This window comes from Achromobacter sp. E1 (assembly GCF_037039475.1).
GTDB lineage: Bacteria > Pseudomonadota > Gammaproteobacteria > Burkholderiales > Burkholderiaceae_B > Achromobacter > Achromobacter mucicolens.
In genome coordinates, this window is sequence record NZ_CP146253.1 from 4,101,958 (window position 1) to 4,118,370 (window position 16,413).

13 protein-coding genes are annotated in these 16,413 nt (G+C 66.5%); 10 read left to right on the plus strand and 3 right to left on the minus strand.

The window, feature by feature from the left end; translation table 11 throughout:
• Positions 1-9: 9 nt before the first annotated feature.
• A complete protein-coding gene (locus tag V6V88_RS19020) occupies positions 10-1,560 on the minus strand; it encodes a PAS domain S-box protein (protein ID WP_338615963.1) in 1,551 nt (516 codons plus the stop codon).
• 167 nt (positions 1,561-1,727) lie between these two features.
• Here V6V88_RS19020 and galU point away from each other — a divergent pair, with 167 nt between their 5' ends.
• The 3 genes from galU to V6V88_RS19035 all read left to right on the plus strand — a co-directional run bounded on the left by galU (position 1,728) and on the right by V6V88_RS19035 (position 4,051).
• Positions 1,728-2,561 (plus strand): UTP--glucose-1-phosphate uridylyltransferase GalU, encoded by an 834-nt coding sequence (gene galU / locus V6V88_RS19025; protein ID WP_056323333.1) that lies wholly within the window; start codon positions 1,728-1,730, stop codon positions 2,559-2,561.
• A 43-nt stretch (positions 2,562-2,604) separates the two neighbouring features.
• Positions 2,605-2,820, plus strand: a complete 216-nt coding sequence (locus tag V6V88_RS19030) for a hypothetical protein (protein WP_062842130.1) — start codon at positions 2,605-2,607, stop codon at positions 2,818-2,820.
• Between the two features lie 211 nt (positions 2,821-3,031).
• The gene (locus V6V88_RS19035; protein WP_338615964.1) at positions 3,032-4,051 is read left to right on the plus strand and encodes an FUSC family protein; all 1,020 of its coding nucleotides are present in this window, start codon (positions 3,032-3,034) and stop codon (positions 4,049-4,051) included.
• A 13-nt stretch (positions 4,052-4,064) separates the two neighbouring features.
• Here the strand turns inward: V6V88_RS19035 and V6V88_RS19040 are convergent, their stop codons facing one another.
• The gene (locus tag V6V88_RS19040) at positions 4,065-5,234 is read right to left on the minus strand and encodes a zinc-dependent alcohol dehydrogenase (protein ID WP_056323327.1); all 1,170 of its coding nucleotides are present in this window, start codon (positions 5,232-5,234) and stop codon (positions 4,065-4,067) included.
• Positions 5,235-5,551: 317 nt separating this feature from the next.
• On the opposite strand from V6V88_RS19040, the gene glf reads away from it, so the two are divergent.
• The 4 genes from glf to V6V88_RS19060 all read left to right on the plus strand — a co-directional run bounded on the left by glf (position 5,552) and on the right by V6V88_RS19060 (position 11,805).
• The gene (gene glf / locus V6V88_RS19045) at positions 5,552-7,936 is read left to right on the plus strand and encodes a UDP-galactopyranose mutase (RefSeq protein WP_338615965.1); all 2,385 of its coding nucleotides are present in this window, start codon (positions 5,552-5,554) and stop codon (positions 7,934-7,936) included.
• A gap of 8 nt (positions 7,937-7,944) precedes the next feature.
• Positions 7,945-9,090, plus strand: a complete 1,146-nt coding sequence (locus V6V88_RS19050; protein WP_338615966.1) for a beta-glucosidase — start codon at positions 7,945-7,947, stop codon at positions 9,088-9,090.
• 2 nt (positions 9,091-9,092) lie between these two features.
• Complete coding sequence (locus tag V6V88_RS19055) at positions 9,093-10,889, plus strand: ABC transporter ATP-binding protein (protein ID WP_338615967.1); 1,797 nt, start codon at positions 9,093-9,095, stop codon at positions 10,887-10,889.
• A 100-nt stretch (positions 10,890-10,989) separates the two neighbouring features.
• A complete protein-coding gene (locus V6V88_RS19060; RefSeq protein ID WP_056323317.1) occupies positions 10,990-11,805 on the plus strand; it encodes a DUF2243 domain-containing protein in 816 nt (271 codons plus the stop codon).
• Positions 11,806-11,854: 49 nt separating this feature from the next.
• Here the strand turns inward: V6V88_RS19060 and V6V88_RS19065 are convergent, their stop codons facing one another.
• Positions 11,855-13,426 (minus strand): SDR family oxidoreductase, encoded by a 1,572-nt coding sequence (locus tag V6V88_RS19065; RefSeq protein WP_338615968.1) that lies wholly within the window; start codon positions 13,424-13,426, stop codon positions 11,855-11,857.
• A gap of 91 nt (positions 13,427-13,517) precedes the next feature.
• Here V6V88_RS19065 and V6V88_RS19070 point away from each other — a divergent pair, with 91 nt between their 5' ends.
• The 3 genes from V6V88_RS19070 to V6V88_RS19080 all read left to right on the plus strand — a co-directional run bounded on the left by V6V88_RS19070 (position 13,518) and on the right by V6V88_RS19080 (position 16,388).
• Positions 13,518-14,831, plus strand: a complete 1,314-nt coding sequence (locus V6V88_RS19070; protein ID WP_056323313.1) for an SDR family oxidoreductase — start codon at positions 13,518-13,520, stop codon at positions 14,829-14,831.
• Positions 14,819-15,283 carry a DUF2269 domain-containing protein gene (locus tag V6V88_RS19075; RefSeq protein WP_056323312.1) on the plus strand — a complete coding sequence of 155 codons (465 nt, stop codon included), beginning with the start codon at positions 14,819-14,821 and terminating at the stop codon, positions 15,281-15,283. Before V6V88_RS19070 ends, V6V88_RS19075 begins: the two co-directional genes overlap by 13 nt.
• A gap of 211 nt (positions 15,284-15,494) precedes the next feature.
• Positions 15,495-16,388 carry a manganese catalase family protein gene (locus tag V6V88_RS19080; RefSeq protein ID WP_056323310.1) on the plus strand — a complete coding sequence of 298 codons (894 nt, stop codon included), beginning with the start codon at positions 15,495-15,497 and terminating at the stop codon, positions 16,386-16,388.
• Positions 16,389-16,413: the final 25 nt, after the last annotated feature.

Below are 16,413 nucleotides of genomic sequence, written 5' to 3' on the forward strand. Positions count from 1 at the left end.
GCCCGGCGCTCAAGGCATGGTATGCGCGTCCTCGGTCAGAACCTGCATCAGGGCTTCAACGGAATAAGGCTTCTGCATCACCGGAAAGCCCAGCGCCCGAGGCCCCGCCATCGCCTCGCTGTAACCGCTGGCCAGCACGATCCGGATGCCGGGCCAGCGCTCCCGGATGCGATAGGCCAGATCCATGCCGTTCATGCCGGGCAGCACCAGGTCAAGAATGGCCAGGTCGAACCCGCCGTCGCGCTGCTCCAGTTCCTTCAGGGCCTTTTCGGCGTCAACGGTCCAGGTGAGCCGTTGTCCCAGCTCCCCCAACCACGCAGAAACGACCTCACCGACCATGCGGTTGTCTTCCACCAACAGCACCTCGCGGCGTACGGGCACGTTGGCCATCTCACCGGAGACGGGCGATTCGGCCGTGGCGCCCGGCGCCTTCGCGGCCGGCAGGTAAAGCGTGAACGTCGTGCCCGTGCCCACCGCGCTGTCGACGGTAACGTCGCCGCCCGATTGCCGGACAAAGCCTTGCACCTGACTCAGCCCCAAGCCGGAGTTCTCATGCTGGCCCTTGGTCGTGAAGAAAGGTTCGAAGACATGGGCCAGCACCTCCGGCTCGATCCCGGCGCCGGAATCCTGCACCGACAGCGCCACTTGCGGCCCATTGAGCTTGGCCAAGCCGCCCAGCGTCGCGGTGTCGGGCACGATCTGGGCCGATATCTTCAATTGGCCGCCCGAGGGCATCGCGTCGCGCGCGTTGATGACCAGGTTGAGCAGCGCCGACTCAAGCTGGGTGGGATCGGCGAAGATCGTACAGTCGCCCGGCCCGAACTCGTAGCTGACCGCCACGGACGACCCCACCGTGGTTTCGAAGAGCGGCCGCATCGAAGCCAGGCTGTCGCGCACGTCGAACGCGTGCGGCTGCAGCGGCTGCCGCTTGGCGTAGGCCAGCAACTGCCGGGTAAGCTGGGCCGCTTTCTCCGTCGTGTCGATGATGATGCCCACATAACGCATCAGCGAAGCAGGCAGGTCGGGATAGCGCTTGATGAATTCCGCGGAGAACCGGATCGCCGTCAGGAAATTGTTGAAGTCATGCGCCACGCCACCCGTCAGCCGGCCAATGGCCTCGTTGCGCTGGGCATGGTGCATCGAATCGCGGGCTTCCTGCAGTTGCTCGTTCCGCTCTTTCTGCTCGGTGATGTCGCGGGTGATCTTCGCGAAGCCGACCAGTTCGCCGCGATCGTCAACGACCGGGTCGATCACCACGCTGCACCAGAACCTGCTGCCGTCCTTGCGCACACGCCAGCCCTCGGCCTCGAAGCGCCCCTCTCGCCGTGCAGTCTCCAGCGCGCGCCCCGGTACGCCGGCATTCCGGTCCTCGGGCGTGTAAAAAACGGAGAAGTGCTGCCCGATGATCTCGTCCGCGCCATAGCCCTTGAAACGTTCAGCGCCCGGATTCCAGCTGCTGACCCGGCCATTGGCGTCCAGAAGGTAGATGGCGTAATCCCGTACTGCCCCTACCAGCAGACGATAGCGATCTTCGGACGGAAAATCCGGTAAAGAAGTCATGCAATGTCCCCACCTGCGTGTCTATTCATGCTCAAGCCCCGTCAGCAAACAGCGTGCCATCGCGAAAACTCTGTTACAGCCGCCGCCCGGCAGGCACAAAATTTGCTGTAACAGCGATCAGTAGGCGGCCCAACCCTGGCGCCGTCCGGGCATAGAGGGCCTTAGCAATGCAACCCATTCGTAAAGCTGTATTTCCCGTCGCGGGCCTCGGCACGCGGTTTCTTCCCGCCACCAAGGCCATGCCCAAGGAGATGCTTCCCATCGTCGACCGGCCGCTGATCCAGTATGCCGTCGAGGAAGCGGTCGCCGCAGGCATCACGGAACTGATTTTCGTCACCGGCCGAAACAAGCGCGCCATCGAGGATCATTTCGACCGCGTGCCAGAACTGGAATACGACCTGGAAGCGAAAAACAAGAACGCCCTGCTGGAAACCGTCCGCAACGTCATTCCGGACAACGTCAAATGCGTGTACACCCGCCAGCCGGCAGCCCTTGGGCTGGGCCATGCGGTGCTCTGCGCGGCGCCCATTGTAGGCAACGAACCGTTTGCCGTGCTGCTGGCGGACGACATGATAGACGCGGATGCCCCCGTCATCGGCGAAATGGCGAAGGTCGCCCGGGAGTTCGACGGCAGCGTCCTGGCGATCCAGCAGGTGCCCAAAGCCAACACCCACCAGTACGGGATCGTCTCCGGCAGCCGCAAGGCGCACGGCGTAATGAGCCTGACAGGCATCGTGGAAAAGCCCAAGCCCGAGGACGCCCCGACCGACCTGGCGGTCGTCGGGCGCTACATCCTGGAGCCCGAAATTTTCGCGCTGCTAGAGAGCACCCAGGCGGGCGTGGGTGGAGAAATCCAGCTGACCGACGGCATCGCCGCCCTGCTCAAGGCCCGAAACGTCTTCGGGTTCGAATACGAGGGCGTGCGCTACGACTGCGGCAGCAAGGAAGGCTTTTATCGCGCCACGATGGAAATCGGGCGCAAGTATCACAACCTGGGTTGACCGCGCGGGCACGCGCTCCCATCTTTACAAAGGAACCTACCCCATGACCGATTCGAAACCCGCCCCGCCGCCCAATCCGCCGCCGTCGCCTCACGTGGATCGCGCAGAGACCGGCTACACGGGTCAACCGACCGAGGACGGTCCGCCCACGGGGGACGTCAATCAGAACCCCGACACCAATTCGGGGTATCCCGCCGGCGGGTCCCAGGCACCCGCGGGCAAGGATCCGTACGGACGCCCCAAGAAATCCGAGTCCTGACCATACCTGACCGGAAGGCCCAGCAGACCGCGCACAGGCTTCGCGGTCTGCTGGGCCAACGCATCGCCATGTACCTTCCCTTTCCCGCCGACGCAGACGCCTGATCTGCGCGCAGGCGGCCAAAGTTCAGATGTTTCCTCTTTACGCCCAATTTCTTAAACGCGCCACCGCCTATCGCGACGCGATCGGACAGGACAATGTCCGCCTACCCTTGCAAACCATTACCGCCGTCTTGCTGGCCTATGGCTGGATGCGGTGGCAGCAGATGCCGGATCTGGCATGGGGCGCCTTTTCCGCGCTATTTGTGGTGCGGGCCACGGTGGAGGGCACGGTCGGCGAAGCAGCCGCCCGCATCCTGGGCGCAATGATCGGGGTGGCGCTGGGCATTGCGCTTGTGCCCCTTTCCGCGGTCACCGGCCTGCCGGCGCCGTGGAGCATCGTGGTCGGTGTAGGCGCCGCCGCTTGCCTGACGATACGCTGGCCCTCCTTGAACTACAGTCTCGTCACGGCGACCATCCTGACCGTAACCCCGGACGCCGACCTCGTTGCAGGCGCCGTCAACAAGACACTTGCGATCGTCGTGGGCTCGGCCGCCGGCATCCTGGCCGCCTTTGCGGTGCTGCCGCTGTCGGCCCGTCACAGCATGCGGTACAACCTTGCCGCCTCGTTGCAGCTGTACGGGGAATTGCTGGTCGAATGGGCCGCCGCCCTGAACGAAGGCCGAGAACGCCCGCGGCCGCGCGACAAGCCTGCACTGGAACGCGCGCACTGGCGGGCGATCGACATGGCACGCCAGTCCCGATCGCTGCCCATCGACTTTGTGGGCCGCGACACCCAGGCGCAGCGGCTGCAGGAGCGGATCGAGGAGCTATGGCTTACCGTGCCGCTGATGGAGCGCGTGGGCGGCGTGCAAGTTACCGAGAACGTCTCACGCCGTCTGGGCCCTGCCCTGCATGCCGTTGCGCAGGCGGCGCAACGGCAGATCGACGGCCTGGCGCGCGCCATTCGTGACCGGGGCGCCGACGCGCCCCTGTGCTGCACCAGCCAACAATTTGCTCAGCTGGACGCCGTGGTGCAGGAAGCCGCCAGCGGCGGCGGCTTCACGTGTGACGAACGGGTGGCGGTGGATCTGATCCGCTGGTCCTGGCACGAGGTCACGCGGGAATTGGATGCCCTGTGCGACACCGTGCAGCCTGCCGCGCAACAGACCCCATCCCAGGCCGGGGCCTGACGCGCGCCAGTCGTCAAGGCGTGAGCACCACCTTGATGCACCGATCCTCCTTGTCGCGGAAGGTCTTGTACATATCGGGTCCGGCCTCAAGCTTTGCGCGGTGCGTGATGACAAACGACGGATCGATCCTGCCCTGCACAATCAGGTCGAGCAGCTCGTCCGTCCAGCGCCGCACGTGGGTCTGGCCCATCCGCCACGTCAGTCCCTTGTTCATAGACGCGCCAAACGGAATCTTGTCGATCATTCCCCCGTAGACGCCGGGGACCGACAGGATGCCGGCGGGCCGGCACACATACATCATCTCGCGCAGCACGTGCGGCCGGTCGGTCTCGGCGCCCACTGCCTGCTTCATCCGGTCGTAAAGGTGCTCCATCGAACTGCTGGCGTGCGACTCCATCCCGACCGCGTCGATGCACTTCTCCGGGCCCTTGCCGTGGGTCAGCTCCTTTAGCCGCTCCACCACATCCTCGTCCTGAAAGTTGATCGTGATCGCGCCGCAATCGCGCGCCATCTTCAGCCGCTCCGGCACGGATTCGATGCAGATCACCTGGCGCGCGCCCAACAGGATCGCGCTCTGGATCGCCATCTGGCCCACGGGTCCGCCGCCCCACACGGCGACGGTGTCGGTCGATTCGATGTCGCACTGCTTGGCCGCCTGCCAACCGGTGGGCAGGATGTCGCCCAGGAAAAGAACCTGTTCATCCGACAGCTCGTCGGGCACCTGCACATGGGTCGAATCGGCAAACGGCACGCGCACGTATTCCGCCTGGCCACCGGCATAGCCGCCGGTCAGATGGGTGTAGCCGAACAGCCCCGCCGTCGTATGCCCGAACATCTTGGCCGCCTGGTCCGCGTTGCGGTTCGTGCGCTCGCAGACTGAAAAGTTGCCCTTCTTGCATTGGTCGCATTCGCCGCAGGTGATGGTGAACGGAATCACGACCCGGTCCCCCACCTTCAGGTTCTGCGCCTGGGCGCCGACGTCCACGACTTCACCCATGAACTCGTGACCCATGACGTCCCCGGACTTCATGCCGGGCATGAACCCGTCGAACAGATGCAGGTCCGATCCGCATATCGCGCACGCGCTCACCTTGATGATCGCGTCGCGCGGATGCTCCAGGATCGGATCGGGCACCGTGTCGTAGCGGATGTCGTGTTTGCCGTGCCAGCAAAGTGCTTTCATTGGAATCTCCTTTGACGTGACCGCAACACGCGATCAGGCCTGGCGCAGCAACTGCCATGCCGCCGCGTCGCCTCGTGAAGTCCATCGGAGCGTGACCGCGGCACGCGGATGAACGCAGAACTTGCAACGTCGGTCAAAAAATATCCAAGACACCCCACGCGCCGCGCGGCCACGCGTGGGGTGCCGGGCATCACGTGCCGTCCCCGGCAGCCCAGGGCTTCGGCACGTAGCTTGCGACGACGTTGCACACGCTTCGGTGGCCCCTTCGGCGCCAGCCGCTCCCATCATCACCACCCCGCTTCCTTTCTGGAGTTTCCATGCGTACCGTCGATGCCTCGATTGGCGGCGCGCCTCACGCTCACGCTTCCGCTTCGCCGCAATCACCCGCAGCGAATGGATGGCTGACGCGCGAGCGCCCTGCGATATTGTGCTTTTCCCATTTGCGCTGGAACTTCGTGCACCAGCGGCCGCAGCATCTGATGACGCGCTTTGCGCGTGGCCACGCCGTCTTCTATATCGAAGAGCCCGTCTGGGAAGACGCGGCACAACACGGCTGGCTCGAGTCCAGCCACGTGGACGGCGTCACCGTGATCACGCCGCATGTCGCGCGGGAACAGGCGGAGCAAGACCAGCGCCGCCTGTTGGGCGACCTCTTGCATGAACACGGGCTCAACGCGCCGGTCCTGTGGTACTACACGCCGATGAGTCTGCCCTTTACCGAAGACATCGAGGCCGGGCTCGTCGTGTACGACTGCATGGACGAGCTGTCCGCGTTTCGTGGAGCGCCGCCAGACCTGGTCGGACTGGAACATCAGTTGCTCGCGCGTGCCGACGTCGTCTTCACAGGCGGCCACAGTCTGTACGAAGCCAAGCGCCGCCTGCATCCCAACGTGCATGCCGTCCCCAGCAGCGTGGACCGGGACCATTTCGCGCGGGCCCGGACCTCGGTCAGCATCCCGTCCGATCTGCTCGCAATCCCGACGCCGCGCCTGGGCTTTTACGGCGTGCTGGACGAGCGCTTCGATACCGGTCTGCTCGCGACAGTTGCCGGGCTGCGGCCCGATTGGCAGTTCGTGCTGATTGGCCCGGTCGTCAAGATCGATCCGGCAACGCTGCCGCAGGCGCCCAACATCCACTATCTCGGCGCGCGGGGGTATGACCAGCTTCCCGGTTATCTGGCGGGATGGGACGTCGCCTTGATGCCGTTCGCCATGAACGAATCGACGCGCTACATCAGTCCCACCAAGACGCCGGAATACCTGGCGGCTGGCAGGCCCGTCGTGTCCACGCCGATCGCGGACGTGGTGCGCGCCTATGGCGGCTGCCCCATCGTGCAGATCGCCGCCAACGCGGCGGACTTTGCGCAGGCCATCTCGCGCGCGCTCGCGTCTTCGGCCACGCCGGACACGGTCGCCCAGCACGCCGACCGCGCGCTGGAAGGCATGTCGTGGGAACGCAGCTGGGAAGGCATCTGCGACGCGATGAATCGCGCCTGGACCAGTTCCCCGCGTGGTGCGCGACATGGCCCCGCGGGGCCAGGCGCCGTTCGCATGGCACGCAAGATGCCTTCCCAGCACTACGACTTTTTGATCGTGGGAGCGGGGCATGCCGGCAGCGTGCTGGCCGAGCGCCTGGCTCGTGGCAGCGGCAAACGTGTCATGGTGGTGGACCGGCGCCCGCACATTGCCGGCAACGCGTACGACTTCCATAACGAGTCGGGACTGCTCGTGCACCGTTACGGGCCTCATATCTTTCACACGAACTCGGACAAGGTTCTGCAATACCTGTCACAGTTCACGCAGTGGCGTCCCTATGAACACCGGGTGCTGGCGCGCGCCGACGGGATGCTGGTGCCGATGCCGATCAACCTCACCACGCTCGAGCGCTTGAACGGCCGCAGCTTTACCGCGGCCCAGGCCGAGCAGTTCCTGCAGACGGTGGCCGAACCGGCGTCGGTCGTCTCCAGCGCCGAGGACTACGTGGTCTCGCAGATCGGACGCGTCCTGTACGAGAAATTCTTTCGCGGCTACACGCGCAAGCAATGGGGCCTGGATCCCTCGCAGCTGGATCGGTCCGTGGCGGCGCGCGTGCCAACACGGCTGTCGCGAGACGACCGCTACTTCACCGACCGGCACCAATGCATGCCGCTCATGGGCTACACGCGCATGTTCGAGCGCATGCTGGACCATTCGAACATCTCGCTGGCGCTGGGCATGGATTTCGAGGAGGCCAGGTCCGCCTTCCAGTACGACGAGCTGGTCTATACCGGCCCGATCGACGAGTACTTCGGCTACTGCTTTGGCCCATTGCCTTACCGGTCGCTCAAGTTCCGGCACGAAACGCTGGACGAGGAGTGGCACCAGCCCGTGGGCGTGGTCAACTACCCGGCCGAAGACGTCCCCTACACCCGCATCACCGAGTACAAGCACCTGACGGGCCAGCGCCATCCCAAGACGGCGGTGACCTACGAATACCCCAGCGCGCAGGGCGACCCGTACTACCCCGTTCCCCGGCCCGAGAACGCCGCGCTCTTTCGCCGGTACCAGGAACTGGCGGACGCGTGTGAGGGCGTGCACTTCGTTGGGCGTCTGGCCACCTACCGCTACTACAACATGGACCAGGTCGTGGCGCAGGCCCTGGCTACGTATGAGCAAATGGCAAGCCGCCAATCGGAGCCGCGCAACGCAATGATGGCCGAATGAGTCCGGGCATGCGCTTCCGAAGTTTCCAGCAGGCCGGGTTCGAGTGTTCGTGCCACCGGTTTCCAGACGGGCGGCAGCTGGATCTCATCGAATCGACGGGGCACGCAAAGTGGGCGGCGCAGGACTACGCCGCCATCGCCGCGCTGGGGCTGCGGACGGCCCGCGACGGGGTGCGCTGGCATCTCGTGTGTCCCGCCGCCAACGTGTACGACGGGTCCGCGGTCCTGCCGCTGGTGCGCGCGGCCCGCGACAGCGGCGTCGAGGTGATCTGGGACCTTTGCCACTATGGCTGGCCGCCGTGGCTGGACATCTGGTCGTCCGCCTTTCCCGAGACGTTCGCCCGCTATGCCGCCGCCACGGCCCGCCTGATCGCCGGAGAAACTGGAATGCCAACCTGGTATTGCCCGATCAATGAAATCTCTTATTGGAGCTGGGCCGGCGGCGACATGGCGCACTTCGGGCCGTGCACGCTGGGCCGCGGCCTTGAATTGAAGCGGCAATTGGCGCGAGCCGCGATTCAGGCCAGCGACGCAATCCTTGAAGCCGACCCCGCCGCCCGGCTGGTCTGCGCGGAACCGCTGATCGCCGTCCAGCCGGCGCTTCCCAGCGACGCCCGTGAGGCTGCCGCCGCCAGCGAGGCGCAGTTCGAGGCGCTGGACATGCTGTGCGGACGCGCGCATGCGGATCTGGGCGGCGACGCGCGCTATGTGGACGTGGTCGGCCTGAACTACTACCCCCACAACCAGTGGCTGCACCGCGGCCCGCCGCTGCCGTGGGACGACCCGCGTTACACACCGCTCGCCCAGCTCCTGCAAGGCTGCGCGCACCGTTACGGCAAACCGCTCTTCATTGCCGAGACGGGCGCCGAGGGCCTGGCGCGCACACCCTGGATGCGGTATGTCGCGGACCAGGTCGCGTCGGCGCGGGCACGCGGCGTCGACGTGTCGGGCATCTGTCTGTATCCCGTGACGGACTACCCCGGATGGGAGGACGACCGCCACTGCCCAACCGGTCTTTTGAGCGCCCCTGCCGCCGACGGCCGCCGCAGCGTGTACGCCCCGCTCGAAATCGAGGTTCGCGCGCAGGCGGCCCGCGCGGGACTCGGCCCCAGCGGCCTGCTTGCGGCGCCCGCCCCCCGCGCCGACGGAGATTGAACATGCCCGACCTGCCCGCCCTACCGTCGCAGCCTGCGGCCTTTCTCTGGCGATACGTCCGCCAGCGGCCCTGGGCCTTTGGCCTGCTGGCGATGATCGTCGTCCTGGCCGGGGTGTGCTCGGTCACGGTGCAATACGCCATGAAGCTCATTGTGGACGCCTTGGCGCTGGGCGCCTCCGCGTCCGTGCAGGTATGGTGGGCGCTTGGCCTGTTCCTGGGGCTGATCGCGGTCGAGGCCGCGCTGTGGCGATGCGGCGGATGGCTAGGCTGCCGCAACATCGTCGCCGCCTGCGCGGCGCTGCGGGTCGAAGTCTTCGAACACCTGAGCCACCATTCGACCCGCTATTTCCGCCAGCATCACTCGGGCGCGCTGGCTAACCGCATCTCGTCCACCGCCAGCGCCGCCGGCACCATCTACGGCGCCACGGTCTGGAGCATCGTGCCGCCGTGCGTCGATTTCCTGGGCGCCGTCGTGGTCCTGGGCACCGTGGACTGGCGCATGGCGGCCGCGCTGCTGGGCTTCGTGCTGGTGCTGGCTGCCATCATCGTGTCGTTCGGCGCGCGCGGGCGCAGCCTGCATCAGCAGTACGGCGAGCAGGCCGCGCACGTGGGCGGCGAAATCGTGGACGCCATTTCCAATATCTGGGCCGTGCAGGCCTTCTCCGCGCAGGCGCGCGAGCGCGCCCGGCTGGAAAAGGCTTTGGGCGAGGAGGCGCGCGCGCAGCGCAGAAGCTGGATGTACGTCGAGAAGGCGCGCGTCATCCATGACGCCTGCCTCTGGCTCGTGGCTGGCGCCATGTTGTTTTGGGTGCTGCGGGCGTGGGAGGCGGGCCGCGCCAGTCCCGGCGATGTGGTGGTGGTCAGCGCGCTGACCTTCCGAATCCTGCACGGCTCGCGCGATCTGGCGCTGGCGCTGGTGGGCACCGCTCAGCAATTCGGGGTCATTGCCGAAATGCTGCGCCTGGTAGGACGGCCGCACTCAGTGCCCGACGTACGCGGCGCGCATCCGCTGCGCGATCCGGCCGGCGCCATCACCTTCGAAGGGGTCCACTACACCTATCCGGACGGCTGCCACGCGTTGCGCGGCATCACGCTGTCCATCCGGCCCGGGCTGAAGGTGGGGCTGGTCGGCGCGTCCGGCGCGGGCAAGTCGACCCTGCTGTCGCTTCTGCAGCGCGCCGACGAGCCGCAGCAGGGGCGGATCCTGATCGGCGGCCAGGACATACGCGCCGTGACGCTGGAAAGCCTTAAGGCCGCGATCTCCGTCGTGCCGCAGGACGTCAGTGTGTTTCGCCGCTCCATCATGGAGAACATCCGCTATGGCCGCCCCGAGGCAACCGAGGACGAAGTGATCGCCGCCGCGCGCCAGTCCCATTGCGAGCCGTTCATCAAGCGGCTGCCGCAAGGCTACGACACGATCGTCGGCGAGCGCGGCGCGTTGCTGTCAGGCGGCGAGCGGCAGCGCATCGGCATCGCGCGCGCTTTCCTGAAGGATGCGCCGATCCTGCTACTGGACGAGGCCACGTCCGCGCTGGACAGTTACTCCGAGCAGCTCATCAAGGAGGCGCTGGCCGAATTGATGCGCAGCCGCACCGTCGTGGCGGTGGCGCACCGCCTGTCGTCCCTGACGCGTTACGACCGGATTGTGGTGGTGGACGCGGGCCGCATCGTGGAAGACGGCCCGCTGGACGAACTGCTGGCCGCACGCGGCCCGCTACGCGCGCTGTGGGACCTGCAGTCGGGACATGATGGGCGTGGCGGCCAGGAAGCCCTGCGCACGGTGTCCGCCCCTGCCTGAACACCTGGCCGCGCGTGCGTTCCCGCGCGCGCATGCAGGAACAGGACATGCGGACCGCGCCGCCGACGGCGCGCTTGCGACGCCACTCAAGGAAACTGCCATGGAACTCGTCCGCACTCCCGATGACCCTGCCGCCCCTCGCCGCCTGCGGCGAGCCAGCTTTTTGCTGGGTTTCGCCATGGGCGGCTTCTTTGACGGCATCCTGCTGCATCAGATTTTGCAATGGCACCATCTGCTCTCGAACGTGCGGGCCGGGCCGCTGGGGTCGCTGGGCGCCCAGGTCGCCGCCGATGGCGTCTTTCACGCCATCATGTACGTCATCGCCGCCGCCGGGCTCATCGAATTGTTCCGCGCCCGGTCAGCCGCGTCGCCGGGCACGCCGATCCGCCCGCGCTGGGGCCACTTCTGGATCGGTTTCGGCTCCTGGCACATCATCGATGCGCTGCTCTCGCACTGGATCACCGGCATTCATCGCATCAAGATGGATGCGGAACAGCCGCTGATCTGGGACATCGCCTGGTTTGTCGTATTTGGCCTGGCGCCGCTGCTGGCCGGCTGGAAGACCCGCAATCATCGCCGCCCGCCGCCCACGGGCCGCACCGGCAAATCGCTCGTCGGCCTGCTCGCGGCAGCGGTGCTGGCGGGCGGGATGCTGAACCTCTTTCCCTTGCGTGCCGACGCGGACACCACGGTGGTCGCGCTGCGCCCGGGCGCGTCCCCCGCCGCGATGTTCCAGGCGCTGGCCGCAACCGATGCACGCATCGTCTGGTCGGATCCGCAAGGATCCGTCTGGGTCATGACCGCCGTCCCCACCGCGCAGAAGCTGCGCCTATTTGCGGCCGGCGCAATGTATGTCAGCGGGTCGGTTGCGCCGGCGGGGTGTTCGGCATGGCTGACGGCCGGGGCCTCGAGCTGACGCGTCCGGTTGACGCAGCCGGCCGGTCAGCACTGCCCGCCCATCACCGTCAGCGGCGCGCGCGCAATAGCCAGCATGCCGCCCCGCCGATCACCACCGCGGCCGCCACAAGCGACGTGCTGGGTTGGTTCATGGCGACCTTCGTATATACGCTGCGGCGGCCTGCCTGCTGCTCCGCGGGATGCGACCCGCCGCCTTCGTAGAGCGAATCCGATCCGCCCCCAGCTGGCGTGCCGCCGCGTTGCTGGCGAAACAGCCACCCGGCCATGCGATCGGCCAGGGACGGCATGTTTTGGCCCAACGTCGAGATGGCGCGCGACGCGCTTCCGACATAGAGGTCGCGAGCCGGATGCTCGGCCGCGTGCAAGATGGCGTCGGCCACCGCTTCGGGCGCATATACCGGCGGCGGCAGCGTCGGCTGCACGTCCATGTAATTGCGCGCGTGCGACGTAAAGCCGGTGGCAATCGACGCGGGCTTGATAAGCGTGACGGAAACGGGAGCGCCTTCTTCGCGCAATTCCATGCGCAGCGCGTCGGTAAAGCCCTTGACCGCATGTTTGGCTGCGGAATAAGCGCCCTGCAACGGCACGGCGCGATCCGACACTTCACTGCCCACGTTGATCAGGGCGCCCCCGGATTTCTTCAGGTGCCGCACCGCCACCATCGATCCGTAGACCACGCCCCAGTAATCCGTGTCGAACAGTTTTCGCTGGTCTTCCAGCGGCACCGATTCGAGCTTTCCGAAGATCGACACGCCCGCATTGTTGACCCACGTATCGACGCGGCCATAGCTCTGGATCGCGCGCTCCAGGATGCGATCGTGATCATCCTGCACGCCCACGTCCGCGGCCACGCTGATGGCGGACCCGCCGCCGCGCACAATGTCGTCCAGCACGGCCTTCAGCGCCTCTTCCTGGCGAGCGACCAGCACGACCTTGGCGCCGCGCTCGGCGGCCATCCTGGCCGTTGCGGCGCCAATGCCGCTGCTCGCGCCCGTGATGACCATCACCTGGTCGCGTAGCGGTTTCAGTTTGAGTTTCATTGAGTGCTCCCGGTTGGCAACGCGAGAATCGCGCTGGCGGCGGGGCCAGCAATCTCCATTCCTGGTTCGCGCCGTGTATGCGGCGCCGTCAGCCCCAGCCGGCTGCCGTTGCTCCCGAGCGCGCCAAGCCAGCGATCCCAGCGCCATCCCCAGCCCGAAAGCCCCATACACCAGCGCAAGCGCCCACGTGCCAAGCCGGTGCTCAAAACCGGGCGTCAGGCGTTGCGGCGTCGCCCGGTAATCCACCAGGCAGGCGATTGCCGCCGCGGTCAATCCGGCCACGACGCCCGGTCCCGGCGGATACGTGGCGGGCATCGCCTGCGTGGCGCGCGCATGCAGCACGCCCCAGAACACCGCCGCCGTATGGTGGATTGCATAGCCGGTGGCGGTATGCCGCCAGCTGGGCGCATCGGCCCGCAGCGCCGGGCTTCCCCACACCCAATGGCTTGTCGAATTCGTCGGCGCAGTCCAACTTGCGGCCTGCCTCCGTCCCGCGACAGCCAGGACAAGTGTTGAAAGCACGCTGGCGGCAGAGCCGCTGACCGCGCCCTCGCGCAAAGCGGTGAGCCATGGGTTCATGAGCATTCCTTGTCGAGGTGAACGGGAACGCAGCTTGCGGCCCCGGGCAATGAAAGGCGGCGCGCGGTCGCGTCCGCCAGGGAGATTTGGCTTGAAGATCTTGTTGACGGGCGCCAATGGCTTCATAGGCAGCCGCCTCGTTCATGCCTTGCTGGCCGAGGGACACACACTGGTCTGCCCCGTGCGCCGCCCGCCGTCAGGGCATAACGCGCCCGACGCAACTTTCGTACCCATGGATTTCAGCGGGGCGCTGTCGGAAGACGCCTGGATGCCGCTGCTGAAAAACGTGGACGCCGTCATCAACACCGTGGGCCTCTTTCGCGAACGGCGCGCGGGCGACTTCGCCGCAGTGCACGTGCGCGCTCCGCAGGCGCTGTTTCACGCCGCCCGGCGGCAGGGCGTCCGGTGCGTGATCCAGTTTTCGGCGCTTGGGGCCGACGCGGGCGCGGCCAGCGGCTTTCATCTGAGCAAGCGCGCCGCCGACGACGACTTGCGCATGTCCGGCATGCCCGCCGCGATTGTGCAGCCATCGCTGGTGTATGGTCCGGGCGGCGCGAGCGCGGCGCTTTTCAATCGGCTTGCCGTGCTGCCGTTGCTGCCGCTCGCTGGCGGCGGACGCCAGCCGGTGCAGCCGGTCCATCTGGACGACGTGGTGGACGGCGTGCTGGCGTTGCTGAACAGCCCGCCGCCGACGCCTGTGACGATCGCGTTCTGCGGCCCCACGCCAATCACCTTGCGCGGGTACCTGGCCACGCTGCGCCGCGCGCTGGGCCTGGACACGCCGCTACGCGTCGTCCCCATTCCCATGACGATGGCAACGGGCCTGGCTGCCGCCGCCTCGCTGCTGCCGGGCAGTCTGATCGATCCCACGGCGCTATCGATGCTGGAGCGCGGCAACACCGCCGACCCCGCCCCATTTTCTGCCTTGCTCGGGCGTGCGGCGCGGGCACCCGACCGCTTCATCGTCCCGCAGACGCGCGACAGTCTGCGTGCCAGCGCACTGCTCGACGTCACGTTGCCTCTGCTGCGGTTCAGTATCGCGCTGGTGTGGTTGTGGACGGCCGCGGTGTCCTTCGGCCTGTACCCGGCTGCAGCCAGCCTGGACCTGTTGCGCCGCACCGGCGTGCCCGACTCCCTCGCGCCGATCACGCTATACGGCGCGGCCACGCTGGACCTGGCCTTCGGCGTGCTGACGCTCGCGCTGCGCGGCCGCGCCCGGCAGTGGCTGTGGATCGCACAGGCGGTTCTCATCGTGGGCTATACCGCGATCATCACGGTGCGGCTACCGGAATTCTGGATGCACCCGTTCGGACCGTTGTCGAAAAATTTACCGATGCTTGCAGCGTTGGCACTGCTTTACCTGCATGAACCCGCCACGGCCAGGAAACGCCAATGGAATACCTGATCCTCAAGCTCGTCCACGTGATCTCGGCCACGCTGCTGTTCGGCACAGGCATCGGGTCGGCCTTCTATCTGCTGTGCGTCGTGCTCCGGCGCGATGTCCATGTGATCGCCGGCGTGGCGCGGCTGGTGGTCATCGCCGACTGGCTGTTCACGGCGTCCACCGCCGTTCTGCAACCGCTCACCGGCCTCTATCTGGTTCATCTCATGCAATTGCCGCTGGCCACACCGTGGATCGGCTGGTCGCTCGCGCTGTACGGCGTGGCCATCGCCTGCTGGTTGCCCGTGGTGTGGCTGCAGATGCGGATGCGCGATGCTGCCGCGGCGGCGGATCGCTCCGGCGAGCCCCTTTCCTCCGGGTTCTGGCGCAGCTTTGCGTGGTGGGTCGCGTTGGGGGTGGTCGCCTTCGTCGCGTTCCTGGCGATCTTCTATCTGATGATCTTCAAGCCTGCTTGAAAAAAGGCACATCCGGCTGCCCGCCAGGAACGCTTGTTGCGGCACCGGCGCACCGGATCGAATGGGGCACGTCCATCGCCGCCCGCCAATTTCCCGAAAGGATGAATGAGGCATAGGCAACGGCAACCATGGCGTCCGAATCCCGCGCGCCGGCTTTCGATGCTACCGCGCACCACAAATCCCGAAAGGTACCCGGGAACAGGAGATCACTATGTTTGCCCATAACAAACGGCTGCAATACACCGTTCGAGTCAGCGAGACCAATCCAGGTCTGGCCAACCTGCTGCTGGAACAGTTTGGCGGCCCGCAAGGCGAGCTTGCCGCGGCTTGTCGCTATTTCACGCAGGCGCTGGCCGAGGACGATCCCGGCCGCAAGGACATGCTGCTGGACATCGCCACCGAAGAACTCAGCCATCTGGAAGTCATCGGCACGATGGTCGCCATGCTGAACAAGGGCGCCAAGGGTGTGCTGGCCGAGGCCACGGAATCCGAGGCGGAAATCTACCGGCGGCTGAACGGACCTGGCAACGATTCGCACGTCACGCAGGTGCTTTACGGCGGAGGCCCCGCGCTGGTCAACTCAGGAGGCCAGCTGTGGAATGCCGGCTACATCGACACCATCGGCGATCCATCCGCCGACCTGCGGTCCAACATCGCCGCCGAGGCGCGCGCCAAGATCATCTACGAGCGGCTCATCAACGCGACGGACGATCCCGGCGTCAAGGACGCCCTGGGCTTTCTGATGACCCGTGAAGTGTCGCACCAGCGCTCCTTCGAAAAGGCGCTGTACTCGATGGAGCCGAACTTCCCGCCCGGAAAGCTGCCGGGCGATCCGCGGTTTGCCTCGGTCTACTTCAACATGTCGCAGGGCGAAGGCGACACGCGCGGACCGTGGAACAGCGACGCGAATTTCGAATACGTGTCCGACCGGGAGCAACAGGGAGCCATCGACGGCGACGGCATGCCCAACGTGAACCTGACCGAAGAGGAAGCGCTGGCCTTGCAGGCAATGGCGGCACGGACCGCCTCCGACCCCAGCAGCGACCCGGTGACAGGCACCGAACTGGGGCAGGTGAACTCGCCCGACGAGTTCAAGCAACCGTAGACCGCTGCGTGAGGCTATCCCCGCC

Bases quoted from the DNA above. Each gene is read 5' to 3' on its own strand.
- V6V88_RS19060 (WP_056323317.1), top strand. From the start codon at position 10,990: ATGGAACTCGTCCGCACTCCCGATGACCCTGCCGCCCCTCGCCGCCTG.
- V6V88_RS19030 (WP_062842130.1), top strand. From the start codon at position 2,605: ATGACCGATTCGAAACCCGCCCCGCCGCCCAATCCGCCGCCGTCGCCT.
- V6V88_RS19075 (WP_056323312.1), top strand. From the start codon at position 14,819: ATGGAATACCTGATCCTCAAGCTCGTCCACGTGATCTCGGCCACGCTG.
- V6V88_RS19080 (WP_056323310.1), top strand. From the start codon at position 15,495: ATGTTTGCCCATAACAAACGGCTGCAATACACCGTTCGAGTCAGCGAG.
- glf (WP_338615965.1), top strand. From the start codon at position 5,552: ATGCGTACCGTCGATGCCTCGATTGGCGGCGCGCCTCACGCTCACGCT.
- galU (WP_056323333.1), top strand. From the start codon at position 1,728: ATGCAACCCATTCGTAAAGCTGTATTTCCCGTCGCGGGCCTCGGCACG.
- V6V88_RS19050 (WP_338615966.1), top strand. From the start codon at position 7,945: ATGCGCTTCCGAAGTTTCCAGCAGGCCGGGTTCGAGTGTTCGTGCCAC.
- V6V88_RS19020 (WP_338615963.1), bottom strand. From the start codon at position 1,560: ATGACTTCTTTACCGGATTTTCCGTCCGAAGATCGCTATCGTCTGCTG.
- V6V88_RS19065 (WP_338615968.1), bottom strand. From the start codon at position 13,426: ATGAACCCATGGCTCACCGCTTTGCGCGAGGGCGCGGTCAGCGGCTCT.
- V6V88_RS19040 (WP_056323327.1), bottom strand. From the start codon at position 5,234: ATGAAAGCACTTTGCTGGCACGGCAAACACGACATCCGCTACGACACG.
- V6V88_RS19055 (WP_338615967.1), top strand. From the start codon at position 9,093: ATGCCCGACCTGCCCGCCCTACCGTCGCAGCCTGCGGCCTTTCTCTGG.